Origin of the sequence: Pseudomonas sp. A-1 (genome assembly GCF_004801855.1) — a bacterium.
Lineage (GTDB): Bacteria > Pseudomonadota > Gammaproteobacteria > Pseudomonadales > Pseudomonadaceae > Geopseudomonas.
Genome location: NZ_SSTC01000016.1, coordinates 46,357 through 69,868, shown reverse-complemented (window position 1 = coordinate 69,868; position 23,512 = coordinate 46,357). Strand labels below are relative to the sequence as shown.

General features: G+C 66.1%; 25 protein-coding genes. 17 read left to right on the top strand and 8 right to left on the bottom strand.

All coding sequences use genetic code 11. From position 1 onward, the window contains the following. Together E5198_RS05560 and E5198_RS05555 are read right to left on the bottom strand one after the other, a co-directional pair. Window positions 1-1,137: ABC transporter permease (locus tag E5198_RS05560; protein ID WP_136489020.1), on the bottom strand; the 1,137-nt coding region annotated here is incomplete at its 3' end. Between the two features lie 10 nt (window positions 1,138-1,147). Next, entirely contained in the window at window positions 1,148-1,828 is a 681-nt protein-coding gene (locus E5198_RS05555) for an ABC transporter ATP-binding protein (protein ID WP_136489018.1), read from the bottom strand. Between the two features lie 10 nt (window positions 1,829-1,838). On the opposite strand from E5198_RS05555, the gene E5198_RS05550 reads away from it, so the two are divergent. From E5198_RS05550 to E5198_RS05540, 3 genes are all read left to right on the top strand, one after another. Then, window positions 1,839-2,444 (top strand): arylesterase, encoded by a 606-nt coding sequence (locus E5198_RS05550; RefSeq protein ID WP_136489017.1) that lies wholly within the window; start codon window positions 1,839-1,841, stop codon window positions 2,442-2,444. Between the two features lie 61 nt (window positions 2,445-2,505). Further along, a complete protein-coding gene (locus E5198_RS05545; protein ID WP_136489016.1) occupies window positions 2,506-2,787 on the top strand; it encodes a hypothetical protein in 282 nt (93 codons plus the stop codon). Window positions 2,788-2,851: 64 nt separating this feature from the next. Then, the gene (locus E5198_RS05540; RefSeq protein ID WP_372239866.1) at window positions 2,852-3,808 is read left to right on the top strand and encodes a L,D-transpeptidase family protein; all 957 of its coding nucleotides are present in this window, start codon (window positions 2,852-2,854) and stop codon (window positions 3,806-3,808) included. A gap of 147 nt (window positions 3,809-3,955) precedes the next feature. Here E5198_RS05540 and E5198_RS05535 read toward each other — a convergent pair whose 3' ends face one another. Next, a complete protein-coding gene (locus E5198_RS05535) occupies window positions 3,956-4,207 on the bottom strand; it encodes an Lpp/OprI family alanine-zipper lipoprotein (protein WP_090348647.1) in 252 nt (83 codons plus the stop codon). A gap of 369 nt (window positions 4,208-4,576) precedes the next feature. Between E5198_RS05535 and E5198_RS05530 the strand changes: the two genes are divergently transcribed. Further along, entirely contained in the window at window positions 4,577-4,873 is a 297-nt protein-coding gene (locus E5198_RS05530; RefSeq protein WP_136489015.1) for a GNAT family N-acetyltransferase, read from the top strand. A gap of 65 nt (window positions 4,874-4,938) precedes the next feature. On the opposite strand, the gene E5198_RS05525 is transcribed toward E5198_RS05530, so the two are convergent. Beyond that, window positions 4,939-6,015 carry a 3-deoxy-7-phosphoheptulonate synthase gene (locus E5198_RS05525; protein ID WP_168772478.1) on the bottom strand — a complete coding sequence of 359 codons (1,077 nt, stop codon included), beginning with the start codon at window positions 6,013-6,015 and terminating at the stop codon, window positions 4,939-4,941. Between the two features lie 265 nt (window positions 6,016-6,280). Between E5198_RS05525 and E5198_RS05520 the strand changes: the two genes are divergently transcribed. The 4 genes from E5198_RS05520 (at window position 6,281) to cysB (ending at window position 9,792) form a co-directional block, all read left to right on the top strand. Then, a complete protein-coding gene (locus E5198_RS05520; protein WP_136489013.1) occupies window positions 6,281-7,231 on the top strand; it encodes a putative 2-dehydropantoate 2-reductase in 951 nt (316 codons plus the stop codon). A gap of 15 nt (window positions 7,232-7,246) precedes the next feature. Beyond that, window positions 7,247-8,143, top strand: coding sequence for a 5'-nucleotidase (locus tag E5198_RS05515; protein WP_136489012.1), 897 nt, complete (start codon window positions 7,247-7,249; stop codon window positions 8,141-8,143). Between the two features lie 56 nt (window positions 8,144-8,199). Beyond that, entirely contained in the window at window positions 8,200-8,697 is a 498-nt protein-coding gene (locus tag E5198_RS05510) for a universal stress protein (RefSeq protein WP_136489011.1), read from the top strand. A gap of 120 nt (window positions 8,698-8,817) precedes the next feature. Then, window positions 8,818-9,792: an HTH-type transcriptional regulator CysB gene (gene cysB, locus E5198_RS05505; RefSeq protein WP_136489010.1), complete on the top strand. Its 975-nt coding sequence runs from the start codon at window positions 8,818-8,820 to the stop codon at window positions 9,790-9,792. An 88-nt stretch (window positions 9,793-9,880) separates the two neighbouring features. On the opposite strand, the gene E5198_RS05500 is transcribed toward cysB, so the two are convergent. Together E5198_RS05500 and E5198_RS05495 are read right to left on the bottom strand one after the other, a co-directional pair. Further along, window positions 9,881-10,162: a pyrimidine/purine nucleoside phosphorylase gene (locus tag E5198_RS05500; RefSeq protein WP_136489009.1), complete on the bottom strand. Its 282-nt coding sequence runs from the start codon at window positions 10,160-10,162 to the stop codon at window positions 9,881-9,883. Window positions 10,163-10,282: 120 nt separating this feature from the next. After that, window positions 10,283-10,870, bottom strand: coding sequence for an exonuclease domain-containing protein (locus E5198_RS05495; RefSeq protein WP_136489008.1), 588 nt, complete (start codon window positions 10,868-10,870; stop codon window positions 10,283-10,285). Between the two features lie 99 nt (window positions 10,871-10,969). Between E5198_RS05495 and E5198_RS05490 the strand changes: the two genes are divergently transcribed. Next, window positions 10,970-11,848, top strand: a complete 879-nt coding sequence (locus tag E5198_RS05490) for an NAD(P)-dependent oxidoreductase (RefSeq protein WP_136489007.1) — start codon at window positions 10,970-10,972, stop codon at window positions 11,846-11,848. A 9-nt stretch (window positions 11,849-11,857) separates the two neighbouring features. On the opposite strand, the gene E5198_RS05485 is transcribed toward E5198_RS05490, so the two are convergent. Continuing rightward, complete coding sequence (locus E5198_RS05485; protein WP_136489006.1) at window positions 11,858-12,202, bottom strand: DMT family protein; 345 nt, start codon at window positions 12,200-12,202, stop codon at window positions 11,858-11,860. 125 nt (window positions 12,203-12,327) lie between these two features. Between E5198_RS05485 and E5198_RS05480 the strand changes: the two genes are divergently transcribed. Next, entirely contained in the window at window positions 12,328-12,579 is a 252-nt protein-coding gene (locus E5198_RS05480; RefSeq protein WP_136489005.1) for a YkgJ family cysteine cluster protein, read from the top strand. A gap of 95 nt (window positions 12,580-12,674) precedes the next feature. Here the strand turns inward: E5198_RS05480 and gltA are convergent, their stop codons facing one another. Beyond that, window positions 12,675-13,961, bottom strand: a complete 1,287-nt coding sequence (gltA, locus tag E5198_RS05475; RefSeq protein ID WP_136489004.1) for a citrate synthase — start codon at window positions 13,959-13,961, stop codon at window positions 12,675-12,677. Window positions 13,962-14,324: 363 nt separating this feature from the next. Here gltA and sdhC point away from each other — a divergent pair, with 363 nt between their 5' ends. The 7 genes from sdhC to lpdA all read left to right on the top strand — a co-directional run bounded on the left by sdhC (window position 14,325) and on the right by lpdA (window position 23,461). Beyond that, window positions 14,325-14,711, top strand: coding sequence for a succinate dehydrogenase, cytochrome b556 subunit (gene sdhC / locus E5198_RS05470; protein WP_178084045.1), 387 nt, complete (start codon window positions 14,325-14,327; stop codon window positions 14,709-14,711). Next, entirely contained in the window at window positions 14,705-15,073 is a 369-nt protein-coding gene (gene sdhD, locus E5198_RS05465) for a succinate dehydrogenase, hydrophobic membrane anchor protein (protein ID WP_136489002.1), read from the top strand. The genes sdhC and sdhD overlap by 7 nt, the downstream gene beginning before the upstream one ends. A gap of 3 nt (window positions 15,074-15,076) precedes the next feature. Further along, complete coding sequence (sdhA, locus tag E5198_RS05460) at window positions 15,077-16,849, top strand: succinate dehydrogenase flavoprotein subunit (protein ID WP_136489001.1); 1,773 nt, start codon at window positions 15,077-15,079, stop codon at window positions 16,847-16,849. A gap of 11 nt (window positions 16,850-16,860) precedes the next feature. After that, window positions 16,861-17,580 (top strand): succinate dehydrogenase iron-sulfur subunit, encoded by a 720-nt coding sequence (locus E5198_RS05455; protein ID WP_136489000.1) that lies wholly within the window; start codon window positions 16,861-16,863, stop codon window positions 17,578-17,580. Between the two features lie 252 nt (window positions 17,581-17,832). Beyond that, on the top strand, window positions 17,833-20,664 hold the full coding sequence (locus E5198_RS05450; RefSeq protein ID WP_136488999.1) for a 2-oxoglutarate dehydrogenase E1 component: 2,832 nt from the start codon (window positions 17,833-17,835) through the stop codon (window positions 20,662-20,664). Window positions 20,665-20,743: 79 nt separating this feature from the next. Next, a complete protein-coding gene (odhB, locus tag E5198_RS05445) occupies window positions 20,744-21,955 on the top strand; it encodes a 2-oxoglutarate dehydrogenase complex dihydrolipoyllysine-residue succinyltransferase (RefSeq protein WP_136488998.1) in 1,212 nt (403 codons plus the stop codon). Window positions 21,956-22,024: 69 nt separating this feature from the next. Then, the gene (lpdA, locus tag E5198_RS05440; protein ID WP_136488997.1) at window positions 22,025-23,461 is read left to right on the top strand and encodes a dihydrolipoyl dehydrogenase; all 1,437 of its coding nucleotides are present in this window, start codon (window positions 22,025-22,027) and stop codon (window positions 23,459-23,461) included. The last annotated feature ends 51 nt before the right edge of the window (window positions 23,462-23,512 follow it).

The following is a 23,512-nucleotide window of genomic DNA, read 5'->3' as shown; positions in this document are numbered from 1 at the left end:
CGGCGGCACCCGGCCCAGCGCGGCCAGCGGCGGCAGGGCGAAGCCGGCCAGCGCCACCAGGCCGGTGGCCATGCCGACCAGCGCCGGCTGCAGGCCGCCACCGGGGATCTGCGGCGGCAGCAGCCCGGCGAGCAGATGGAACAGGCCGAGCTGCGCCAGAGCGCCGAGCAGGGCGCCGGCCAGGCTGGCGAGCAGGCCGAGCAGCAGCAGCTGCAGGCCGAACAGCAGCAGCGTCTCGCGGCGGGTCAGTCCGAAGCAGCGCAGCATGGCGCTGAGATCGAGACGGCGGCTGGCGAAGCGGGTCGCCGACAGGGCGACGGCGACGCCGGCGAGCAGCACGGCGGCCAGGCTGGCCAGGTTGAGGTAGCGCCCGGCGCGGTCGAGGGCGCCACCGACCTGGCGGTTGCCGTCGCGGGCGTCCTGCAGGCGCTGGTGGGCGGCGAGGCCGGGCTGCACGGTGCGGCGGTAGGCGGCGAGGGCCTCAGGCGCGCCGCGCCACAGTTCGCGGTAGCTGACCCGGCTGCCGGGCTGGACCACGCCGGTGGCGTCGAGGTCGGCGAGGTGGATCAGCACCCGCGGGGTCAGGCTGTAGAAGTCGCTGCTGCGGTCCGGTTCGTAGGTCAGCACCCGGGTCAGGCGCAGCATCTGGCGGCCGACCTCGATCGGGTCGCCGACCTTCAGGTCCAGCGCCGCCAGCAGGCGCGCCTCGGCCCAGGCTTCGCCCGGCGCCGGCCGACCGCCGGGCTCCTCGCTGGCGTAGGGCTGCGCGGCACTCTTCAGACGGCCGCGCAGCGGGTAGGCGTCGTCCACCGCCTTGACGCTGGCGAGCTGCACGCCCTGGTCGGTGGCGATCACGCTGGAGAACTCCACCGCGCGGGCGTGCTCCAGGCCCTGGCTGGTGCCGGCGGCGATCTGCTCGGGGCTGGCCGGCGCCGTGCCGCGCAGCACCAGGTCGGCGGCGAGGAACTCGCCGGCGCGCAGCAGCATGGCGGCATTGAGGCGGGCGCCGAAATAGCCGATGGCGCTGCTCGCCGCCACGGCGATCAGCAGGGCGAAGAACAGCACGCGCAGCTCGCCGCTGCGCGCTTCGCGCAGCAGCTGGCGCAGGGCGAGGCGCAGCAGTCGGGACAGCGGCAGGTTGCGCATGTCAGGCCTGCGCGGCGATCAGACGGCCGGCCTCCAGGCGGATCTGCTGGCGGCAGCGTGCGGCCAGGCGGGCGTCGTGGGTGACCAGCACCAGGGTGGTGCCGCGTTCGCGGTTGAGTTCGAAGAGCAGCTCGCTGATGCGCTCGCCGGTCTGGCTGTCGAGGTTGCCGGTGGGTTCGTCGGCGAACAGGATGTCCGGCTCGCCGACGAAGGCGCGGGCGATCGCCACCCGCTGCTGCTCGCCGCCGGAGAGCTGGCGCGGATAGTGGGAGAGGCGCTGGCCGAGGCCGACGCGCTCGAGCAGTTCGCGGGCGCAGGGGCGGGCGTCGTCGCGGCCTTCCAGCTCCAGCGGCAGCATGACGTTCTCCAGGGCGGTGAGGCTGTCGAGCAACTGGAACGACTGGAACACGAAGCCGACGTGCTCGGCGCGCACCCGCGCGCGCTGGTCCTCGTCGAGCGTGGACAGGGCGTGGCCGGCGAGCAGCACCTCGCCGTCGCTGGGGCGGTCGAGGCCGGCGAGCAGGCCGAGCAGGGTCGACTTGCCCGAGCCGGAACGGCCGACGATGGCCAGGCTGTCGCCGCGGACGAGCTCCAGGCTGAGGTCGGCGAGGATGGTCAGCTCGCCTTCCGCGCTGCGGACCACTTTGCTAAGGTTACGCGCGACTAGAATGCTGGCGTTCATGGAGAGTCAGATGCGTCCTTGGTTGTTGAGCGGCTGCCTGGGTCTGCTGTTGCTGGTGCAGAATGCGGCGGCGGGAACCCTGCTGGTCGTCGGCGATAGTATCAGCGCGGCTTTTGGCCTGGAAACCCGCCAGGGCTGGGTCAGCCTGCTCGCCGAGCGTCTGCAGCGCGAGGCGCCGCAATGGCAGGTGGTGAACGCTTCGGTGAGCGGCGACACCAGTGCCGGCGGTCTGGCGCGCCTGCCGGCGCTGCTCGAGGACCACCGGCCGCAACTGGTGCTGATCGAGCTGGGCGGCAACGACGGCCTGCGTGGCCAGCCGCCGGCGCGATTGCAACAGAATCTTGCCGGCATGATCGCCCGCAGTCGCGAGGCCGGCGCGCAGGTGGTGCTGCTGGGCATGAGGCTGCCGCCCAACTACGGCCAGCGCTATGCCAGCGCCTTCGAGAAGGTTTACCTCGATCTGGCGCAGAAGAAGGAGGTGCCGCTGGTGCCGTTCTTCCTGGAGGGCGTCGGCGGGGTCGCCGGCCTGATGCAGGCCGACGGTATCCATCCGGCGGCCGAGGCCCAGCCGATCCTGCTGGAAAATCTCTGGCCGACGCTGCGGCCGCTGCTTTAGTGCTTTTCCCGTTCGAGGCTTTCGGCTAAGGTTGCGCGCCGCGCCGCCCCGGAGCCCCCTGATGTCGCGCCAGCCCTGGTCCCTCTATGCCTACCGGCTGCTCGTTCCCGCCGAGCAGCTGGACCTGTTCGCCTGTCAGGAGGTGCGCATGCATCTGGTTGCCCGGCAGCTGGAGCTGGACGATCCGGGCGACCATACCCTGTGCGGCAGCCTGCTGCCGGCACAGCCGTTGTGGGAGGAGCTGGACAGGGCCACCCTGAAGGACCGCCGGCTGTGTTCGGTCTGTCTGCAGCGTCTGCGCGCCGATCGCCGCGGCCTGCCGCGGGACTGGCCGGTGCGCTGAATTTTCCCCGGCGTCGGTTGTCGATGTACAATAATTGACCATCAACTCTGCTCAGGTACTCTCGATGTTCTCGCGTGTCCTTGCCGTTCGTCCCATGCTGGCCAGCCTGGCCGCATTGCTGCTGGCCGCGCCCGCCGGCGCACTGGAGCTGCCCCTGCCGCCGCCCGGGGAGGATGTCGTCGGCCAGGTACGGGTGATCAAGGCCAAGTACGAGGATACCTTCGCCGACATCGCCACGGCCAACGATCTGGGCTACCTGGAGATGGTCGCCGCCAATCCGGGGGTCGATCCGTGGCTGCCCGGCGTGGGCACCGAGATCATCCTGCCCACCCGCTACATCCTGCCGCCCGGTCCGCGCGAGGGCATCGTCATCAACCTCGCGGAGTACCGCATGTACTACTTCCCCAAGGGGCAGAACGTGGTGCATACCTACCCGCTGGGCATCGGTCGCGAAGGCTGGGGTTCGCCCATCGCCAACACCACCATCACCGCCAAGATGCCGAATCCGACCTGGACGCCGCCGGCCTCCATCCGCGCCGAGCATGCCGCCGAGGGCGACATCCTGCCGGCGGTGGTGCCGGCCGGGCCGGATAATCCGCTGGGGCCGTTCAAGTTCACCCTGGGCACGCCGGGTTACCTGATCCACGGCTCGAACAAGAAGTTCGGCATCGGCATGCGCGTCAGTCATGGTTGTTTCCGCATGCTCAACAACAATGTGCTGGAACTGGCGAAGATGGCTCCGGTCGGCACGTCGGTGCGCATCATCAACGAGCCCTACAAGTTCGGTGTGGCCGGCGGCAAGGTCTATCTCGAGGCGCACACTCCGCTCGACGATCATGGCGAGCCGTCGGTGGTCGACAAGCATACCGAGGTGATCAATACCCTGCTCAAGCGTGACGATCTCAGGGACAGCATGCGCCTGGACTGGGAGGTGGTGCGCGAGGTGGTGGCCGCCGAGGATGGTCTGCCAGTGGAGATCGCCCTGTCGCGCGAGGAAGTAGCCAGCGCGGCGACGCACTGAGCAGGCCGTCGCTGGCTGGAAAAACCCGCTGCAGTCAGGCTGCAGCGGGTTTTTTATTGTCCGTGGGGCTGCCAGGGGAAAGTGGCGGACAATAAAAAAGCCGACCCTCGCGGGTCGGCTTCTGCAAATGCAAGGTCTGGAGACCTATTACTTGCGGCTGGCTTTTTCCAGCATGCGCAGAGCGCGCTCGTTGGCTTCGTCAGCGGTCTGCTGAGCCTTCTGAGCGGCAGCCAGAGCCTCGTCGGCCTTGCGGTAGGCTTCGTCGGCACGAGCCTGAGCGCGGGCAGCGGCGTCTTCGGTGGCGGTCAGACGAGCTTCGGTTTCCTTGGACATGCTGCTGCAACCGGTAGCCAGGATGGCGGCCAGGGTCAGAGCGGAAATTTTCAGAACGTTGTTCATCGTGTTCCCCTTTGGGTGGACTTCCGTAATGCAATTTCCCTCTCGGGAAATCGGCTGGGTTATATAGTACGCATTACTTTTAGTAAGTAAACGTGTCTCGCGCAAGTCACGGGGAATTTTTTGTCCTGCGTGGCATTTGGTCTGTCGTTTGTTTAAAAAATAATCGCTCCCGGCCGTTGGCGGCGGGCACTTGGCGGTCTGGGACCGGTCAAATTCAGGATTGACCGCTGAGGCGGTCGCAGGGCTTGGCTGCGACACGGATTTTGGACAGGGCCGGGTAGGCTTTGCTAATGTCTTGAGTTCAGACAGACAGTTTCATGGTCGCCGCAATCAGCGACGGCGGACGAGTTGGGCGAGGGGAGAACCGTGATGAGTGAGTCACTGTCCATTCGGCATGATCAGGCATGCAAGCAGTTCGAGGTGACGGTGGATGGCTGCCGGGCCTACCTGTCCTACATGGATCTGGGCAAACAGACCATCGACATCTATCGCACCTTCGTGCCCGATGCCCTGCGCGGGCGCGGCGTGGCTGCGGCGCTGACCGAGCAGGCGCTGCAGTACGCCGAGGACAAGGGCTATACGGTGATACCGTCCTGCTCCTACGTGGAGCGCTACATGGAGCGGCGCCAGCGCAATCGCGGCCTGGAGGCGCAGGCTCAGGAGTGAAGCGTCCGCACACAAAAAAGCCGGGGTCAGACCCCGGCTTTTTTGTGTGCGGACGCTGGCTGGACTCAGCCGCGCTTGCGCTTGGGCAGCACATCCCTGAGCTTGGCATGCATGCTGCGCAGGGTCTTTTCCGTGCTGTCCCAGTCGATGCAGGCATCGGTCACGGAGACGCCGTACTTGAGGTCGCAGAGATCCTTCGGGATCGACTGGCTGCCCCAGCCCAGATTGCTCTCCACCATCAGGCCGATGATCGAGTTGTTGCCCTCGAGGATCTGGTTGGCGACGTTCTCCATCACCAGCGGTTGCAGGGCCGGATCCTTGTTGGAATTGGCGTGGCTGCAGTCGACCATGATGTTCGGGCTGATACCGGCCTTGGCCAGTTCCTGTTCGCAGAGGGCGACGCTGACCGAGTCGTAGTTCGGCTTGCCGTTGCCGCCGCGCAGCACCACGTGGCCGTAGCGGTTGCCCTTGGTGGTGACGATGGACACCTGGCCCTGCTGGTTGAGGCCGAGGAAGCGGTGCGGGCTGGAGACCGACTGCAGGGCGTTGATCGCCACGGTCAGGCTGCCGTCGGTACCGTTCTTGAAGCCGACCGCCGAGGACAGGCCGGAAGCCATCTCGCGGTGGGTCTGCGACTCGGTGGTGCGTGCGCCGATGGCCGACCAGCTGATCAGGTCCTGCAGGTACTGCGGGGAGATCGGGTCGAGCGCCTCGGTGGCGGTCGGCAGGCCCATTTCGGCCAGGTCGCAGAGCAGCTTGCGGCCGATGTGCAGGCCGTCCTGGATCTTGAACGAGTCGTCGAGGTAGGGGTCGTTGATCAGCCCCTTCCAGCCGACGGTGGTGCGCGGCTTCTCGAAGTACACGCGCATGATCAGGTACAGGGTGTCGGAGACCTCGGCGGCCAGCCCCTTGAGGCGCTCGGCGTATTCGTGGGCGGCCTTGATGTCGTGGATCGAACAGGGGCCCACCACCACGAACAGACGGTGGTCCTTGCCGTCGAGAATGTCGCGCACCACCTGGCGGCCGTCGCTCACGGTGCGGCGGGCGGTTTCGGTGAGGGGCAGTTCCTGCTTGAGCTGTTCGGGGGTGATCAGTGCCTCGTTGGAGGCAATGTTAAGGTCGTCGATCGGTAAATCAGCCATCGTGTTACTCATCGGTCACGGATGCCGTCCGCCGGCCAGGCCCGTGGCGGAGGCAGCAATAGGGGCAACGGGATGCCTGAACCTTAACGCTTTAGGCGCCCGCTTAACAATAAGATGTGCGGGTTTTTCGGCGCGGGATGGCAAGGCTCGGCGGCCGGTGGCGCACCGCTTCCGGCCGATCAGCGGACGCTTCCCGTTCGACGGGCTTGCCAGGGTGGCGGCGGGCCATCGATAGTGGGCGGCCCATCCTTTCTGGAGCATTGCAATGAGCGAATCGGTTCGCCCGCGCATCGGCATCATCGGCACCGGTGCCATCGGTGGCTACTACGGCCTGATGCTGGCCCGTGCCGGCTTCGAGGTGCACTTCCTGCTGCGCAGCGAATACGAGGCCGTGGCCCGCGACGGCCTGCGCGTGCGCCATGCCCAGCTCGGTGAGCTGTACCTGCCGCAGGTCAACGCCTGGCGCGACGCGGCGCAGATGCCGCGCTGCGACTGGCTGCTGGTCGGGGCCAAGACCACCAGCAACGCCGAGCTGGCGCCGCTGATCGTGCAGGCCGCGGCGCCGGGGGCGAAGGTGGTGCTGCTGCAGAACGGCCTGGGCGTGGAGGACGCGCTGCGTCCGCTGCTGCCCGACGCGCTGCACCTGCTCGGCGGGCTGTGCTTCATCTGTGCTCACCGCGAGGCGCCGGGCGTGGTGGTGCACCAGGCCCAGGGCGTGTGCAACCTCGGCTACCACAGCGGGCCGGCGTCGGCCGCCGAGCGCCAGGCACTGCTCGAGCAGGGCGTGGCTTGGCTGCGCGAGGCGGGCATCGAGTCCGCCGTGATCGCCGATCTCGACCAGGCGCGCTGGCAGAAGCTAGTGTGGAACATCCCCTACAACGGCGTCTCGGTGCTGCTCGGCAGCTCCACCGCGCCGCTGATGGCCAGTCCGCACAGCCGCGCGCTGCTGCAGTCGCTGATGGAGGAGGTGGTGGATGCCGCCCGGGCCTGCGGCCACAGGCTGCCGGACCACTACCCGCAGAAGCTGCTGGCCTACACCGACCGCATGCCCGATTACCTGCCGAGCATGTACCACGACTTCGCCCAGCGTCGCCCGGCCGAGCTGCCGGCGCTGTATGCCGCGCCCCTTGCTGCCGCCGTCGCCGCCGGAGTGGACATGCCGCGGGTGCGCATGCTGCATCAGACGCTGGCCTTCCTGCAGGAAGCCGGCCAGTGACGGGGAGGAGCTGAGATGGCGGGCAGCCTGGGCGACAAGCTGGTGGTGGCGATCTCCTCGCGGGCGCTGTTCGACCTCGACGACAGCCACCGCGTCTACGAGGCCGAGGGCATCGAGGCCTACCGGCAGTACCAGATCGCCCACGAGGACGAGGTGCTGGGGCCCGGCGAGGCCTACCCGCTGGTGGAGAAGCTGCTGGGCCTCAACACGCGTCTGGCGCAGGCGCGGGTCGAGGTGGTGCTGGTGTCGCGCAACAGCGCCGATACCGGCCTGCGGGTGTTCAACTCGATCCAGCACTACGGCCTGCCGATCACCCGCGCCGCTTTCGTCGGCGGGCGCAGCCCCGATCCCTACCTGGCCGCCTTCGGCTGCCAGCTGTTCCTTTCCACCCACGCCGAGGACGTGCGCCATGCCCTGGAGGCCGGCTTCGCCGCCGCCACCATCCTCGCCGGCGGTGCCCGGCGCGCGGCCAGCCACGAACTGCGCATCGCCTTCGATGGCGATGCGGTGCTGTTCTCCGACGAGGCCGAGCGCATCTACCAGCAGGACGGCCTGGCCGCCTTCCAGGCGCGCGAGCGCGAGGCGGCCCGTCAGCCGCTGGGCGGCGGGCCGTTCAAGCCGTTCCTCGCCGCGCTCAACCGCCTGCAGCGCGAGTTCGCCGAGGAGGCGTGTCCGATCCGCACCGCCCTGGTCACCGCGCGTTCGGCGCCGGCTCACGAGCGGGTGATCCGCACCCTGCGCGACTGGGACATCCGCCTCGACGAGTCGCTGTTCCTCGGCGGCCTCGACAAGTCGGCGTTCCTCGAGGCCTTCGCCGCCGACGTGTTCTTCGACGACCAGGCCGGGCACTGCGAGCGGGCGCGCAGCGTGGTGCCGACCGGCCATGTGCCCCACGGTGTGGCCAACGAGTGAGCGGCAAAGCCCTGCTACGCTGAGGAGGTAACGCAGCCCCCTGCCATGGAGGCCTGATGATCCGCTCCATCCTCTACGCCACCGACCTCGGGCTGTACGCACCCTACGTACTGCAGCACGCGCTGACGCTCGCGCGAGTGCACCACGCCGACCTGTATGTGCTGCACGTGGTCGAGCCGCTCGGGCTGTTCGCCGAATCGCTGCTGCAGACCTACCTCGATGCCGACTCGCTCAGCGATCTCCACCAGCACGGCCTCGAGCGCGTCATGGCCAGCATCGAGCAGCGGGTGTTCGAAGGATTCTGCGACGAGCTTCAGGAAAGTGCCGAGGATGCGCTGCCGATCCGCGCCGTGCAGGTCCAGCTCGGCGATCCGCCGCAGGTGATCCTGCAGTTGGCGGAGGATCTCGCCGTGGAGCTGATCGTGATCGGCTCGCACAGCCAGAGCCTGCAGCCGGGCGCCGCGCTGGGGCGCACCTGCCTGCGCCTGCTGCAGCAGGCGCGGGTGCCGGTCTACCTGGTGCCCATCCTGCCAGAAGGTGGCGAAAGTCGCTGAGGGGAGCATACAGGAAGGTATTTCTCGTCTAAGATTCCAAAATAAACCATGGATATGGTTATAAAAAAATCAGGGCTGCTCCGGCAGTCTGCCGGCCTATCTCCGAATCGAGGACCTTTCATGAAGCTTCAGCAACTGCGTTACATCTGGGAAGTTGCGCATCATGACCTGAACGTTTCAGCCACCGCGCAGAGCCTGTACACCTCGCAGCCGGGGATCAGCAAGCAGATCCGCCTGCTCGAGGACGAGCTGGGGGTGGAGGTATTCGCCCGCAGCGGCAAGCACCTGACGCGGATCACGCCGGCCGGCGAGCGAATCATCAATACCGCGGGGGAGATCCTGCGCAAGGTCGAGAGCATCAAGCAGATCGCCCAGGAGTTCTCCAACGAGAAGAAGGGCACCCTGTCGATCGCCACCACCCACACCCAGGCGCGCTATGCCCTGCCGCAGGTGATCGGCGACTTCATCAAGCAGTACCCGGAGGTGGCGCTGCACATGCACCAGGGTACGCCGACGCAGATCGCCGAGATGGCCGCCGACGGCACAGTGGACTTCGCCATCGCCACCGAGGCGCTGGAGCAGTTCGGCGATCTGGTGATGATGCCCTGCTATCGCTGGAACCGCTGCGTGATCGTGCCCCAGGGGCACCCGCTGACCCGCCTGCCCAAGCTGACCCTGGAGGCGCTGGCCGAGCATCCGATCGTCACCTACGTGTTCGGCTTCACCGGCCGCTCCAAGCTGGACGAGGCCTTCAGTCATCACGGCCTGGAGCCCAAGGTGGTGTTCACTGCTGCCGATGCCGACGTGATCAAGACCTATGTGCGCCTCGGCCTCGGCGTCGGCATCGTGGCGCGGATGGCGGTCGACCCGGTGCAGGATGGCGATCTGGTGGTGCTCGACGCCAGCGAGCTGTTCGAGCCCAGCGTGACCAAGATCGGCTTCAGGCGCGGCACCTTCCTGCGCGGCTTCATGCTCGACTTCATCGAGCGCTTCGCTCCGCACCTGACCCGTGAGCGGGTGATGGAGGCGGTGCAGTGCCGCAACAAATCCGAGCTGGAAGAGCTGTTCGCCGACGTGGAGCTGCCGACCTACTGAGGCGGCAGCCCGGCAGTGGCGCAATGAAAAGCCCGACCTTGTGGTCGGGCTTTTCATTGGCGCGGCGCAGGGGCACAGGCCCCGCGACTCAGCGGTATTCGCAGAGATAGGCGGTATCCTGGGCGACCTTGAGCTGGAACTTGCTGTCGGCCGGCACATCGAACTTGCTGCCGGCGGCGAAGGTTTCCCAGCTGTCGCTGCCCGGCAGCTTGACGGTCAGCGCGCCGGCGATCACGTGCATCACTTCGGACTTGGCGGTGCCGAATTCGTATTCGCCCGGGGCCATCACGCCGACGGTGGCCGGACCTTCGGTCATGTCGAAGGCGATGGATTTGACGGTGCCGTTGAAGTACTCGTTGACCTTGAACATGCGGGCCTCGCAGGAAGGGAAGAAAATGGCGCGCCAGTATGCCCAAGGCGCATGCCCGCGTCACCTGTGTTGCGGCCGGGCTCGGACCCTGTCCGGGCGGTGCGCGGCCGCCGGGGACGTTCAGTGCGGGGTGTGCAGCTCGAGGCGCGCGGCGGCGAGGGTCGGCAGGGTCAGCGGCAGCAGGCGGGCGATGTTGCGCGCATCGTCGATGCCGCGATGCTGGGTACCGCGGAACTCCAGGCCGGCGATCTCCAGGGCGCGGTTGAGGCCGACCTGCTTGCGCCCGGCGGTGCCCTTGAACTGGCGGTTGAACAGCTTCTTCAGGTTGAAGTGGGGCAGGGCGGCCAGGGCGCTGGCGATCCGCTGGCGGCGCCATTCCGCCTCGAACTGCTGGCGGTCGTAGTTGCCCCAGCTGAGCCAGCCCTGCAGGCCGGGGAGGTGCGCCTGCAGCCAGGGCTCGAAGCGCTCCTGCAGCTGCAGCAGGGTCGGCGCCTGGTCGACGTCCGCCTGGGCGATGTGGGTGAGCTGCCGGCAGAAGGCGGTGAGCTGCGGGCGGCGGGTGGGACGGACGAAGCTCTGGAAGTGATCCTGCTCGCGGCCCTGCTCGTCGACGACCACCGCGCCGATCTCGATGATTTCCATCTCCTCGGTCGGCCAGCCGCCGTCATCGGTGGTGGCCTCCAGGTCGATTACCAGCCAGTGCTTCATGCGCCCTCCGCAGTCCGTTTCGGCCGAGTATGGGGGCTGCCTACTGCTCCGGTAAATCCCTGTGCTAGGCTCGGCCTCTCGTCGAATGGAGGTGTAAGGATGGCAAAGGTCGCATTTCTCGGTCTGGGGGTGATGGGCTACCCGATGGCCGCGCATCTGCTGCGCAACGGCCACGAGGTCTGCGTGTACAACCGCACGGCCGAGAAGGCCCGGCGCTGGGTCGCCGAGCACGGTGGGCGCAGTGCGGCTACGCCGCGCGAGGCGGCGGTCGGCGCCGAGTTCGTGATGAGCTGCGTGGGTAACGACGACGACCTGCGCGCGGTGCTGCTGGGGGCGGATGGGGCCTTCGCCGGCATGGCGCCGGGCAGCGTGCTGGTCGATCACACCACGGCCTCGGCTGCGGTTGCCCGCGAGCTGGCGGTGCTGGCGGCCGAGCGCGAACTGGAGTTCCTCGATGCGCCGGTTTCCGGCGGCCAGGCGGGGGCCGAGAATGGCGTGCTGACGGTGATGGTCGGCGGCGAGGCGGCGGTATTCGCCCGCGCCGAGCCGGTGATCCAGAGCTACGCGCGCATGGTCAGGCTGATGGGGCACGCCGGCAGCGGCCAGCTGACCAAGATGGTCAACCAGATCTGCATCGGCGGCCTGCTGCAGGGGCTGTCCGAGGCGCTGCATTTCGCCCACTGCGCCGGCCTCGACGGCAAGGCGGCGATGGAGGTGATCGCCAAGGGGGCGGCACAGTCCTGGCAGCTGGAGAACCGCCACGCCAGCATGCTGGAAGGGCGCTTCGACTTCGGCTTCGCCGTCGACTGGATGCGCAAGGATCTCGGCATCCTGCTCGACGAGGCGCGGCGCAACGGCGCGCAGCTGCCGGTCACCGCGCTGGTCGACCAGTTCTACGCCGAAGTGCAGGCCGACGGGGGCGGGCGCTGGGATACTTCCAGCCTGATCACCCGGCTCAAGCCGCCGGCGAAGGGTTGACCGGCCGGTTCAGGCGCTGCGGAAGATGAAGTACACGGCGCCGACCAGGCACAGTCCGGCCCACAGGTAGTCGAGCTTCAGCGGCTGCTGCATGTACAGCACGCTGAACGGCACGAAGATGCTCAGGGTGATCACCTCCTGCATGATCTTCAGCTGGCCGACCGACAGTTCGGTGTAGCCGATGCGGTTGGCCGGCACCATCAGCAGGTACTCGAACAGGGCGATGCCCCAGCTGACCAGGGCGGCGATGACCCACGGCTTGCCGCTGAGGGTCTTCAGGTGGCCGTACCAGGCGAAGGTCATGAAGATGTTGGACAGGCTGAGCAGGGCCGCGGTCTGCATCCAAACCGGCATGGGGCTTTCTCCCGTACATGGCGATGGGCTGTGCTTGGCGACAACCGAAACGGCGGCTATCCTCCCGCGCCGCGCGGCCGATGTCACGAGCCGCCATGATTTCCATCGTATCGAGAGCCTGAACCATGGAGTGTCGAGCCGGTTGCGGGGCCTGCTGCATCGCCCCGTCGATTTCCTCGCCGATTCCCGGCATGCCGCAGGGTAAGCCGGCCGGTGTCCGCTGCGTGCAGCTGGATGAGGGCAATCTGTGCCGGCTGTTCGGCCTGCCGGAGCGGCCGCCGGTGTGCGGCCGGTTTGCCGCCGATCCGCAGGTGTGCGGCGAGAGCCGCGAGCAGGCCATCCGCTTGCTCACGGAGTGGGAGCAGATGACCGCCTGAGGCGTGCCGCCGGTGGGGCGGACCCTGCCGGCGGCAGGGTGAGGCCCAAAAGCAAAGGGGCTGCCGAAGCAGCCCCTTGCCGGTGACGCGATGACTTACTTGCGCTGATCCAGCGGCACGTAGTCGCGGGTCGGGTGGCCGGTGTAGATCTGGCGCGGACGGCCGATCTTGTAGCCGCCGGCGTACATTTCCTTCCACTGCGAGATCCAGCCGGCGGTGCGCGCCAGGGCGAAGATCACGGTGAACATGCTGGTCGGAATGCCGATGGCCTTCAGGATGATGCCCGAGTAGAAGTCCACGTTCGGGTACAGGTTGCGCTCCTTGAAGTACGGATCGTTGCGCGCGATCTCCTCGAGCTTCATGGCCAGCTCGAGCTTCGGATCGTTGATGCCCAGCTCGGACAGCACCTCGTCGCAGGTCTGCTTCATGACCTTGGCGCGCGGGTCGAAGTTCTTGTACACGCGGTGACCGAAGCCCATCAGCTTGAACGGATCGTTCTTGTCCTTGGCCTTGGCGATGAACTTCTCGATGTTCTCGACGCTGCCGATCTCGTCCAGCATGGTCAGCACGGCCTCGTTGGCGCCGCCGTGAGCCGGTCCCCACAGCGCGGCGATGCCGGCGGCGATACAGGCGAACGGGTTGGCACCGGTGGAGCCGGTCAGGCGCACGGTGGAGGTGGAGGCATTCTGCTCATGGTCGGCGTGCAGGATGAAGATGCGGTCCATGGCCTTGGCCAGCACCGGGTTCACCTTCTTCTCCTCGCACGGGGTGTTGAACATCATGTGCAGGAAGTTTTCCGCGTAGCTCAGGTCGTTGCGCGGGTACATGATCGGCTGGCCGACCGAGTACTTGTAGGCCATGGCGGCCATGGTCGGCATCTTGGCGATCAGGCGGATCGCGGAGATCTCGCGGTGCTTCGGATCGTTATTGTCCAGCGAGTCGTGGTAGAAGGCGGACAGGGCGCCGACCAGGCCGCACATCACCGCCATCGGGTGTGCGTCGCGGCGGAAGCCGTTGAGGAACGACTTCATCTGCTCGTGAACCATGGTGTGGTTCTTCACCAGGCCGGTGAACTCGGCCTTCTGCGCAGCGGTCGGCAGCTCGCCGTAGAGCAGGGCGTAGCAGGTTTCGAGGTAGTCGGATTTCTCGGCCAGCTGCTCGATCGGGTAGCCGCGGTGCAGCAGGACGCCCTTGTCGCCGTCGATGAAGGTGATCTTCGACTCGCAAGCGGCGGTCGACATGAAGCCAGGATCATAGGTGAACACCCCCTGGCTGGTCAGGCTGCGAACGTCGATGACGTCCGGGCCCATGGAGCCAGAGAGAATGGGCAGCTCGACGGGGGCGGCGCCCTCGATGATCAACTGTGCTTTCTTGTCAGCCATAACCGGCCTCCTAAAATTGTGCTTGGCTTGAAATCATCTTTCTATACACGGCCCCCCAGGCAGGGCCCGTGCCACTATAGAGCGATAAAGGCGAAAGTCAATTTGTCCGAAAGTCGGTCGACACGCCTTCTGCGCGCGCATGTTCGCTCAAGTTCACGGCTATTTACTCCTTTCGGACGGGTGCGACAATCAGTCCTTTAGGCTAAGGCCGCGCGTTGTCAGGCCTGACCTAACTGTCTATACTGCGTGGCCGACCGCCAGAGGCTATGCCAGGCCTAGGTTCTGGCTGTTGTCACTACCTGGTGATGGGTACCTGACAAGTGCACTTCCCGACAACTTGCCCTGCTGGTTGGGGCTCTCAGTGTGAAAAAAGCCGTGAATAGCAAACGACCCGTAAACCTAGACCTTAGGACCATCCAACTCCCAGTCACTGCTTACACGTCCATCGCTCACCGTATCTCCGGCGTCATTCTGTTCCTGGGCATCGCTGTGCTGCTGTACGCACTCGACCTGTCCCTGGCGTCCGAGGAAGGCTTCGAGCAGGTGAAGGCGTGTCTGGCCAGCCCCCTGGCCAAGCTCGTGATGTGGGGTCTGTTGTCCGCGCTCCTGTACCACCTGGTAGCCGGCATTCGCCATCTGATTATGGATATGGGCATTGGCGAAACGCTGGAAGGCGGCAAGCTGGGCTCCAAAATCGTCATCGCCATTTCCGCGGTGCTGATCGTTCTTGCAGGGGTGTGGGTATGGTAACCAACGTCACTAACTTCTCCCGGTCGGGCCTCTACGACTGGATGGCCCAGCGGGTCTCCGCTGTGGTGCTCGCGGCTTACTTCCTCTTCCTGCTGGGCTACCTGGTCGCCAATCCGGGGCTGGGCTATGCCGACTGGCACGGTCTGTTCGCCCAGGGCTGGATGCGCATCTTCAGCCTGCTGGCCGTCGTCGCCCTGAGCGTGCACGCCTGGGTCGGCATGTGGACCATCTCCACTGACTACCTGACGCCGATGGCGCTGGGCAAGTCGGCCACCGCTGTGCGTTTCCTCTTCCAGGCAGTCTGCGGCATCGCCATGTTCGCGTTCTTCGTCTGGGGTGTGCAGATTCTTTGGGGTATCTGATCCATGGCTAGCATTCCTACTCTTTCCTTCGACGCCATCATCATCGGTGGTGGCGGTGCCGGCATGCGCGCCGCGCTGCAGCTGTCCCAGTCCGGTCACAAGACCGCCTGCGTGACCAAGGTCTTCCCGACCCGTTCGCATACCGTGTCCGCCCAGGGCGGCATCACCTGCGCCATCGCTTCGGCCGACCCGAACGACGACTGGCGCTGGCACATGTACGACACCGTCAAGGGCTCCGACTACATCGGTGACCAGGACGCCATCGAGTACATGTGTTCCGTAGGTCCGGAAGCCGTGTTCGAGCTCGAGCACATGGGCCTGCCGTTCTCCCGCACCGAGCAGGGCCGCATCTACCAGCGTCCGTTCGGTGGTCAGTCCAAGGACTACGGCAACGGTGGCCAGGCTGCCCGTACCTGCGCCGCGGCCGACCGTACCGGTCACGCCCTGCTGCACACCCTGTACCAGGCCAACCTGAAGAACGGCACCACCTTCCTCAACGAGTGGTTCGCCGTCGACCTGGTGAAGAACCAGGACGGTGCCATCGTCGGCATCATCGCCATCCGCATCGAGACCGGCGAGACCGTCTACATCCGCTCCAAGGCCACCGTGCTGGCTACCGGCGGTGCCGGCCGTATCTACGCCTCCACCACCAACGCCCTGATCAACACCGGCGACGGCGTGGGCATGGCCCTGCGTGCCGGCGTGCCGGTGCAGGACATCGAGATGTGGCAGTTCCACCCGACCGGCATCGCCGGCGCCGGCGTGCTGGTGACCGAAGGTTGCCGCGGTGAGGGTGGCTATCTGATCAACGCCCACGGCGAGCGCTTCATGGAGCGTTACGCTCCGAACGCCAAGGACCTGGCCGGTCGCGACGTGGTCGCCCGTTCCATGGTCAAGGAAGTGATCGCCGGCAACGGCTGTGGTCCGGACAAGGATCACGTGCTGCTGAAGCTCGATCACCTCGGCGAGGAAGTGCTGCACAGCCGCCTGCCGGGCATCTGCGAACTGTCCAAGACCTTCGCCCACGTCGACCCGGTGGTCGCGCCGATTCCGGTGATCCCGACCTGCCACTACATGATGGGTGGCGTTGCCACCAACATCCATGGTCAGGCCATCACCCAGGACGCCAACGGCAACGACAAGATCATCGAAGGCCTGTTCGCCGTGGGCGAAGTGGCTTGTGTGTCGGTGCACGGCGCCAACCGTCTGGGCGGCAACTCGCTGCTCGACCTGGTGGTGTTCGGCCGCGCTGCCGGTCTGCACCTGGAGAAGGCCCTCAAGGAGGGCATCGAGCACCGCGGCGCCACCGAGAGCGACCTCGAGGCTTCCCTCAAGCGCCTGTCCGGCGTCAACGAGCGCACCACCGGTGAAGACGTTGCCCCGCTGCGCAAAGAGCTGCAGCAGTGCATGCAGAACTACTTCGGTGTGTTCCGTACCGGCGAATACATGCAGAAGGGCATCGCCCAGCTGGCAGAGCTGCGCGAGCGCATCGCCAACGTCAAGATCGCCGACAAGAGCCAGGCCTTCAACACCGCGCGTACCGAAGCGCTGGAGCTGCAGAACCTCCTCGAAGTGGCCGAAGCCACTGCGATCGCCGCCGAGGTCCGCAAGGAGTCCCGTGGTGCCCACGCCCGCGAAGACTTCGAAGAGCGCGACGACGAGAACTGGCTGTGCCACACCCTGTACTTCCCGGGTGAGAAGCGCGTGGCCAAGCGCGGCGTGAACTTCTCGCCGAAGACCGTTCCGGCGTTCGAGCCCAAAGTGCGTACTTATTAAGGGAGGCTGATATGTCGCTTGGTAAAACTCTGCAAGTCAGCGTCTACCGCTACAACCCGGAGAAAGACGCTGCTCCGTTCATGCAGGATTTCAACGTCGAGATCGACGGCAAGGACCTGATGGTCCTGGATGTCCTGGCGCTGATCAAGGAGCAGGACGTGACCTTCTCCTACCGTCGCTCCTGCCGCGAAGGCGTTTGCGGTTCCGACGGCATGAACATCAGTGGCAAGAACGGCCTGGCCTGCATCACCCCGATCTCGCAGGTGATCAAGAACGGCAAGCTGGTGATCCGCCCGCTGCCGGGCCTGCCGGTCATCCGTGACCTGGTGGTCGACATGAGCATCTTCTACAAGCAGTACGAGAAGGTGCAGCCGTTCCTGCAGAACGACACTCCGGCTCCGGCCATCGAGCGTCTGCAGTCCCCGGAACAGCGCGAGAAGCTGGACGGTCTGTACGAGTGCATCCTGTGCGCCTGCTGCTCGACCTCCTGCCCGTCGTTCTGGTGGAACCCGGACAAGTTCCTCGGTCCGGCCGCCCTGCTGCAGGCCTATCGCTTCCTGGCCGACAGCCGCGACACCAAGACCGAAGAGCGTCTGGCGTCGCTGGACGACCCGTTCAGTGTGTTCCGTTGCCGCGGGATCATGAACTGCGTGAACGTTTGCCCGAAGGGTCTGAACCCGACCAAGGCGATCGGCCACGTGCGTAACATGCTGCTGCAAAGCGGTACCTGATGAGCCGCCACGTGCGGTGAGTCAAAAGAATCTGCGCGGAGTGGCGGCTTGCCGGCACTCCGCGCAGTTGCAGAACCAGCCGTAGCCCACAAAGCCGCGGTTCTTGATTAAAAAACGACCAGCAGGGGCAACCGGGCTGGAGCCCGGACCATCAGCGGGATCCCAAGTGGCTTTGCCGAAGTCGCTGCTCTGGACTTTAAGCCACGGCGGTCTCCACGCCAGATGGTGTCCCCTTACCGAGGGTGACCTAGCATGCATGAAAGCGTAATGCAGCGGATGTGGAACAGTGCCCACCTGTCCGGTGGAAACGCTGCCTACGTCGAAGAGCTCTACGAGCTCTTCCTGCACGATCCCAACGCTGTGCCCGAAGAGTGGCGCACCTACTTCCAGAAGCTGCCGGCCGACGGCAGCCAGTCCCCCGACGTCTCCCATGCCACGGTCCGCGATCATTTCGTGCTGCTGGCCAAGAACCAGCGTCGCGCCCAGCCGGTGTCCGCCGGCACCGTCAGCAGTGAGCATGAGAAGAAGCAGGTCGAAGTGCTGCGTCTGATTCAGGCCTTCCGCATGCGTGGCCATCAGGCATCCAAGCTCGACCCGCTCGGCCTGTGGGAGCGCAAGGCGCCGGCAGACCTGTCGATCCATCACTACGGCCTGACCGACGCCGACCTGGATACCGTGTTCCAGACCGGCGAGCTGTTCATCGGCAAGCCGGAAGCGACCCTGCGCGAGATCCGCGACGCCCTGCAGGCGACCTACTGCGGCACCATCGGCGCCGAGTTCACCCACATCGTCGATTCCGAGCAGCGCAAGTGGTTCCAGCAGCGTCTGGAGAGCGTGCGTGGCCGTCCGCAGTACAGCAAGGAAGTCAAGGCGCACGTCCTCGAGCGTCTGACCGCCGGCGAAGGCCTGGAGAAGTACCTGGGCACCAAGTACCCGGGCACCAAGCGTTTCGGTCTGGAAGGCGGCGAGAGCCTGGTGCCGATGGTCGACGAGATCATCCAGCGCTCCGGCTCCTACGGCGCCAAGGAAATCGTCATCGGCATGGCCCACCGCGGCCGCCTGAACCTGCTGGTCAACGCCCTCGGCAAGAACCCGCGCGACCTGTTCGACGAGTTCGAGGGCAAGAAGCTGGTCGAGCTGGGCTCCGGTGACGTGAAGTACCACCAGGGCTTCTCCTCCAACGTCATGACCTCCGGTGGCGAAGTGCACCTGGCCATGGCGTTCAACCCGTCCCACCTGGAAATCGTTTCCCCGGTGGTCGAGGGTTCCGTGCGCGCTCGTCAGGACCGTCGCGGCGATGCCGCCGGCGACAAGGTGGTACCGATCTCCCTCCACGGCGACTCGGCCTTCGCCGGTCAGGGCGTGGTGATGGAAACCTTCCAGATGTCGCAGATCCGCGGCTACAAGACTGGCGGCACCATCCACATCGTCATCAACAACCAGGTCGGTTTCACCACCAGCAACCCGGAAGACACCCGTTCCACCGAGTACTGCACCGATCCGGCGAAGATGATCCAGGCGCCGATCCTGCACGTGAACGGCGACGATCCGGAAGCCGTGCTGTTCGTCACCCAGCTGGCCGTCGACTACCGCATGCAGTTCAAGCGTGACGTGGTCATCGACCTGGTCTGCTACCGCCGTCGCGGCCACAACGAGGCCGACGAGCCGAGCGGCACCCAGCCGCTGATGTACCAGAAGATCGCCAAGCAGCGCACCACTCGCGAGCTGTACGCCGATGCCCTGGTCAAGGAAGGCAGCCTGAGCCAGGAAGAGGTGCAGGCCAAGGTCGACGAATACCGCACCGCGCTGGACAACGGCCTGCACGTGCTGAAGAGCCTGGTCAAGGAGCCGAACCCCGAGCTGTTCGTCGACTGGCGCCCCTACCTGGGCCATGCCTGGACCGCCAAGCACGACACCAGCTTCGACCTGAAGACCCTGCAGGAGCTGAACGCCAAGCTGCTGCAGATTCCGGAAGGTTTCGTGGTCCAGCGCCAGGTTGCCAAGATCCTCGAGGATCGCGGTCGCATGGGCGTCGGCGCCATGCCGATCAACTGGGGCTGCGCCGAGACCCTGGCCTACGCCACCCTGCTGGTGGAAGGTCACCCGGTGCGCATCACCGGCCAGGACGTCGGCCGTGGCACCTTCTCGCATCGCCATGCCGTGCTGCACAGCCAGAAGGACGCCAACCGCTACATCCCGCTGCAGAACCTCTACGAGGGCCAGCCGAAGTTCGATCTGTACGACTCCTTCCTCTCCGAGGAAGCCGTGCTGGCCTTCGAATACGGCTACGCCACCACCACGCCGAACGCGCTGGTGATCTGGGAAGCCCAGTTCGGTGACTTCGCCAACGGCGCCCAGGTGGTGATCGACCAGTTCATCAGCAGCGGCGAGACCAAGTGGGGCCGTCTGTGCGGTCTGACCATGCTGCTGCCGCATGGCTACGAAGGCCAGGGTCCGGAGCATTCCTCCGCCCGCCTGGAGCGTTACCTGCAGCTGTGCGCCGAGCACAACATCCAGGTCTGCATGCCGACCACTCCGGCGCAGGTCTACCACATGCTGCGCCGCCAGGTGATCCGCCCGCTGCGCAAGCCGCTGGTGGCCCTGACTCCGAAGTCGCTGCTGCGCCACAAGCTGGCCATCTCCACCCTGGAAGACCTGGCTCAGGGCTCCTTCCATCCGGTGCTGCCGGAGATCGACAGCCTCGATCCGAAGAAGGTCGAGCGGCTGATCCTGTGCAGCGGCAAGGTCTACTACGACTTGCTGGAGAAGCGTCGCGCTGAGGGTCGCGAGGACACCGCCATCGTCCGCATCGAGCAGCTCTATCCGTTCCCGGAAGAGGAGCTGGCCGAGATCATGGCGCCGTACAAGCACCTCAAGCACGTGGTCTGGTGCCAGGAAGAGCCGATGAACCAGGGCGCCTGGTACTGCAGCCAGCATCACATGCGCCGCGTCATCGCCGCACACAAGAAGACCCTCGGCCTGGCCTACGCCGGTCGCGAGGCTTCCGCTGCGCCGGCCTGTGGCTACGCGTCGATGCACGCCGAGCAGCAGGAAAAGCTGCTGCAGGATGCTTTCACCGTTTAATGCCTTCACACTGCGCTGCCGGACCCCGGGTCCGGCAGTCGCATGCCTGAAGAACCCGAATCCATAGGAAATGCACAGAATGGCTATTGAGATCAAAGCCCCGACTTTCCCGGAATCCGTCGCTGACGGTACCGTTGCCACCTGGCACAAGAAGCCGGGCGAAGCCGTCAAGCGTGACGAGCTGATCGTCGACATCGAAACCGACAAGGTGGTGATGGAAGTCCTGGCCGAAGCCGATGGCGTGCTGGCCGAAATCGTCAAGAACGAAGGCGACACCGTGCTGAGCGGCGAACTGCTCGGCACCCTGACCGAAGGCGCTGCCGCCGCTGCCCCGGCTGCCGCTCCGGCCGCTGCCGCTGCTCCGGCTGCCGCCCCGGCCGCCGCTGCCGAGGAAGCCATCCTGTCGCCGGCCGCGCGCAAGATCGCTGCCGAGAACGACCTGGATCGCAACGCCATTCCGGGCACCGGCAAGGGCGGTCGCGTCACCAAGGAAGACGCCGTCGCTGCCGTCGAGGCCAAGAAGGCTCCGGCTCCGGCTGCCAAGCCGGCCGCTCCGGCTGCCGATGCGCCGATCTTCGCCGTCGGCGACCGCGTCGAGAAGCGCGTGCCGATGACCCGCCTGCGCGCCAAGATCGCCGAGCGTCTGGTCGAAGCCCAGTCCACCATGGCCATGCTGACTACCTACAACGAAGTCAACATGAAGCCGATCATGGATCTGCGCAACAAGTACAAGGACCTGTTCGAGAAGAAGCACAACGGCGTGCGCCTGGGCTTCATGTCGTTCTTCGTCAAGGCCGCCACCGAGGCGCTGAAGCGCTTCCCGGGCGTCAACGCCTCGATCGACGGCAACGACATCGTCTACCACGGCTACTCGGACATCGGCGTGGCCGTCTCCAGCGACCGCGGTCTGGTGGTTCCGGTGCTGCGCAATGCCGAGCTGATGAGCCTGGCCGAGATCGAAGGCACCATCGCCGGCTACGGCCGCAAGGCGAAGGAAGGCAAGCTGACCATCGAGGAGATGACCGGCGGCACCTTCACCATCTCCAACGGCGGCGTGTTCGGCTCCCTGCTGTCCAGCCCGATCGTCAATCCGCCGCAGACCGCCATCCTCGGCATGCACAAGATCCAGGAGCGCCCGATGGCCGTCAACGGCCAGGTGGTGATCCTGCCGATGATGTACCTGGCGCTGTCCTACGACCACCGTCTGATCGATGGCAAGGAAGCGGTCAGCTTCCTGGTGACCATCAAGGACCTGCTGGAAGATCCGGCTCGCCTGCTGCTGGACGTCTGATCCCGCGCTTCTCCCACGACGGCCCCTGACAGAGGGGCCGTCCGGTTCATCCCAAAAGGATCGAGAGTTATGACCCAGAAATTCGACGTAGTGGTGATTGGCGGTGGCCCGGGCGGCTACGTGGCGGCCATTCGCGCAGCCCAGCTGGGCTTCAAGACCGCCTGCATCGAGAAGTACAAGGGCAAGGATGGCAAGACTGCCCTGGGCGGCACCTGCCTGAACGTCGGCTGCATTCCCTCCAAGGCGCTGCTGGACAGCTCCTGGAAGTACCACGAGGCCAAGGAAAGCTTCGGCGTCCACGGTATCGAGGTGAAGGACGTCAAGATGGACGTCCCGGCGATGATCGACCGCAAGGCGAACATCGTGAAGAACCTGACTGGCGGCATCGCCAGCCTGTTCAAGATGAACGGCGTGACCCTGATCGAAGGCCACGGCAAGCTGCTGGCCGGCAAGCAGGTCGAAGTCACCGGCGAAGACGGCAAGGTCGAGGTGCTGGAAGCCAGCAACGTGATCATCGCCTCCGGCTCCAAGCCGATCGACATCCCGCCGGCACCGGTCAACCAGGACACCATCGTCGATTCCACTGGCGCCCTGGAGTTCCAGAGCGTGCCGAAGAAGCTGGGCGTGATCGGCGCCGGCGTCATCGGCCTGGAGCTGGGCTCGGTGTGGGCCCGCCTGGGTGCCGAAGTCACCGTGATCGAGGCCCAGGACAAGTTCCTGCCGGCCATCGACGAGCAGGTCGCCAAGGAAGCCCAGAAGCTGCTGACCAAGCAGGGCCTGGACATCCGCCTGAACGCCCGCGTCACCGGTTCGGAAGTCAAGAAGAAGCAGGTCACCGTGTTCTTCACCGACGCCAACGGCGAGCAGCAGCTGACCTTCGACAAGCTGATCGTCTCCGTCGGCCGCCGTCCGGTGACCCAGGACGTGCTGGCTGCCGACAGCGGCGTGACCCTGGACGAGCGCGGCTTCATCTTCGTCGACGACCAGTGCGCCACCAGCGTGCCGGGCGTGTACGCCATCGGCGACGTGGTGCGCGGCCCGATGCTGGCCCACAAGGCCTCGGAAGAGGGCGTGATGGTCGCCGAGCGCATCGCCGGCCACAAGGCCCAGGTCAACTACGACCTGATCCCGTCGGTCATCTACACCCACCCGGAAATCGCCGCCGTCGGCAAGACCGAGCAGCAGCTGAAGGCCGAGGGCGTCGCCGTCAACGTCGGCGTGTTCCCGTTCGCCGCCAGCGGCCGCGCCATGGCTGCCAACGACACCCACGGTCTGATCAAGGTCATCGCCGATGCCAAGACCGACCGCGTGCTGGGCGTCCACGTGATCGGCCCGAGCGCCGCCGAGCTGGTCCAGCAGGGCGCCATCGCCATGGAATTCGGCTCCAGCGCCGAAGACCTGGGCATGATGGTGTTCTCGCACCCGACCCTGTCGGAAGGCCTGCACGAGGCCGCTCTGGCGGTGAATGGCCACGCCATCCACATCGCCAACCGCAAGAAGCGCTGACGCGCCTGGCGCCGGCTGACACCTTCGTCAGCCGGCCCCGCAACGGCCCCT

Bases quoted from the DNA above. Each gene is read 5' to 3' on its own strand.
- E5198_RS05545 (WP_136489016.1), top strand. From the start codon at position 2,506: ATGTCGCGCCAGCCCTGGTCCCTCTATGCCTACCGGCTGCTCGTTCCC.
- E5198_RS05490 (WP_136489007.1), top strand. From the start codon at position 10,970: ATGGCAAAGGTCGCATTTCTCGGTCTGGGGGTGATGGGCTACCCGATG.
- E5198_RS05500 (WP_136489009.1), bottom strand. From the start codon at position 10,162: ATGTTCAAGGTCAACGAGTACTTCAACGGCACCGTCAAATCCATCGCC.
- E5198_RS05495 (WP_136489008.1), bottom strand. From the start codon at position 10,870: ATGAAGCACTGGCTGGTAATCGACCTGGAGGCCACCACCGATGACGGC.
- E5198_RS05555 (WP_136489018.1), bottom strand. From the start codon at position 1,828: ATGAACGCCAGCATTCTAGTCGCGCGTAACCTTAGCAAAGTGGTCCGC.
- gltA (WP_136489004.1), bottom strand. From the start codon at position 13,961: ATGGCTGACAAGAAAGCACAGTTGATCATCGAGGGCGCCGCCCCCGTC.
- E5198_RS05455 (WP_136489000.1), top strand. From the start codon at position 16,861: ATGTCGCTTGGTAAAACTCTGCAAGTCAGCGTCTACCGCTACAACCCG.
- E5198_RS05480 (WP_136489005.1), top strand. From the start codon at position 12,328: ATGGAGTGTCGAGCCGGTTGCGGGGCCTGCTGCATCGCCCCGTCGATT.
- E5198_RS05520 (WP_136489013.1), top strand. From the start codon at position 6,281: ATGAGCGAATCGGTTCGCCCGCGCATCGGCATCATCGGCACCGGTGCC.
- sdhD (WP_136489002.1), top strand. From the start codon at position 14,705: ATGGTAACCAACGTCACTAACTTCTCCCGGTCGGGCCTCTACGACTGG.
- E5198_RS05515 (WP_136489012.1), top strand. From the start codon at position 7,247: ATGGCGGGCAGCCTGGGCGACAAGCTGGTGGTGGCGATCTCCTCGCGG.
- odhB (WP_136488998.1), top strand. From the start codon at position 20,744: ATGGCTATTGAGATCAAAGCCCCGACTTTCCCGGAATCCGTCGCTGAC.
- E5198_RS05510 (WP_136489011.1), top strand. From the start codon at position 8,200: ATGATCCGCTCCATCCTCTACGCCACCGACCTCGGGCTGTACGCACCC.
- E5198_RS05550 (WP_136489017.1), top strand. From the start codon at position 1,839: ATGCGTCCTTGGTTGTTGAGCGGCTGCCTGGGTCTGCTGTTGCTGGTG.
- E5198_RS05540 (WP_372239866.1), top strand. From the start codon at position 2,852: ATGTTCTCGCGTGTCCTTGCCGTTCGTCCCATGCTGGCCAGCCTGGCC.
- cysB (WP_136489010.1), top strand. From the start codon at position 8,818: ATGAAGCTTCAGCAACTGCGTTACATCTGGGAAGTTGCGCATCATGAC.
- E5198_RS05525 (WP_168772478.1), bottom strand. From the start codon at position 6,015: ATGGCTGATTTACCGATCGACGACCTTAACATTGCCTCCAACGAGGCA.
- lpdA (WP_136488997.1), top strand. From the start codon at position 22,025: ATGACCCAGAAATTCGACGTAGTGGTGATTGGCGGTGGCCCGGGCGGC.
- E5198_RS05530 (WP_136489015.1), top strand. From the start codon at position 4,577: ATGAGTGAGTCACTGTCCATTCGGCATGATCAGGCATGCAAGCAGTTC.
- E5198_RS05450 (WP_136488999.1), top strand. From the start codon at position 17,833: ATGCATGAAAGCGTAATGCAGCGGATGTGGAACAGTGCCCACCTGTCC.
- sdhA (WP_136489001.1), top strand. From the start codon at position 15,077: ATGGCTAGCATTCCTACTCTTTCCTTCGACGCCATCATCATCGGTGGT.
- E5198_RS05535 (WP_090348647.1), bottom strand. From the start codon at position 4,207: ATGAACAACGTTCTGAAAATTTCCGCTCTGACCCTGGCCGCCATCCTG.
- E5198_RS05485 (WP_136489006.1), bottom strand. From the start codon at position 12,202: ATGCCGGTTTGGATGCAGACCGCGGCCCTGCTCAGCCTGTCCAACATC.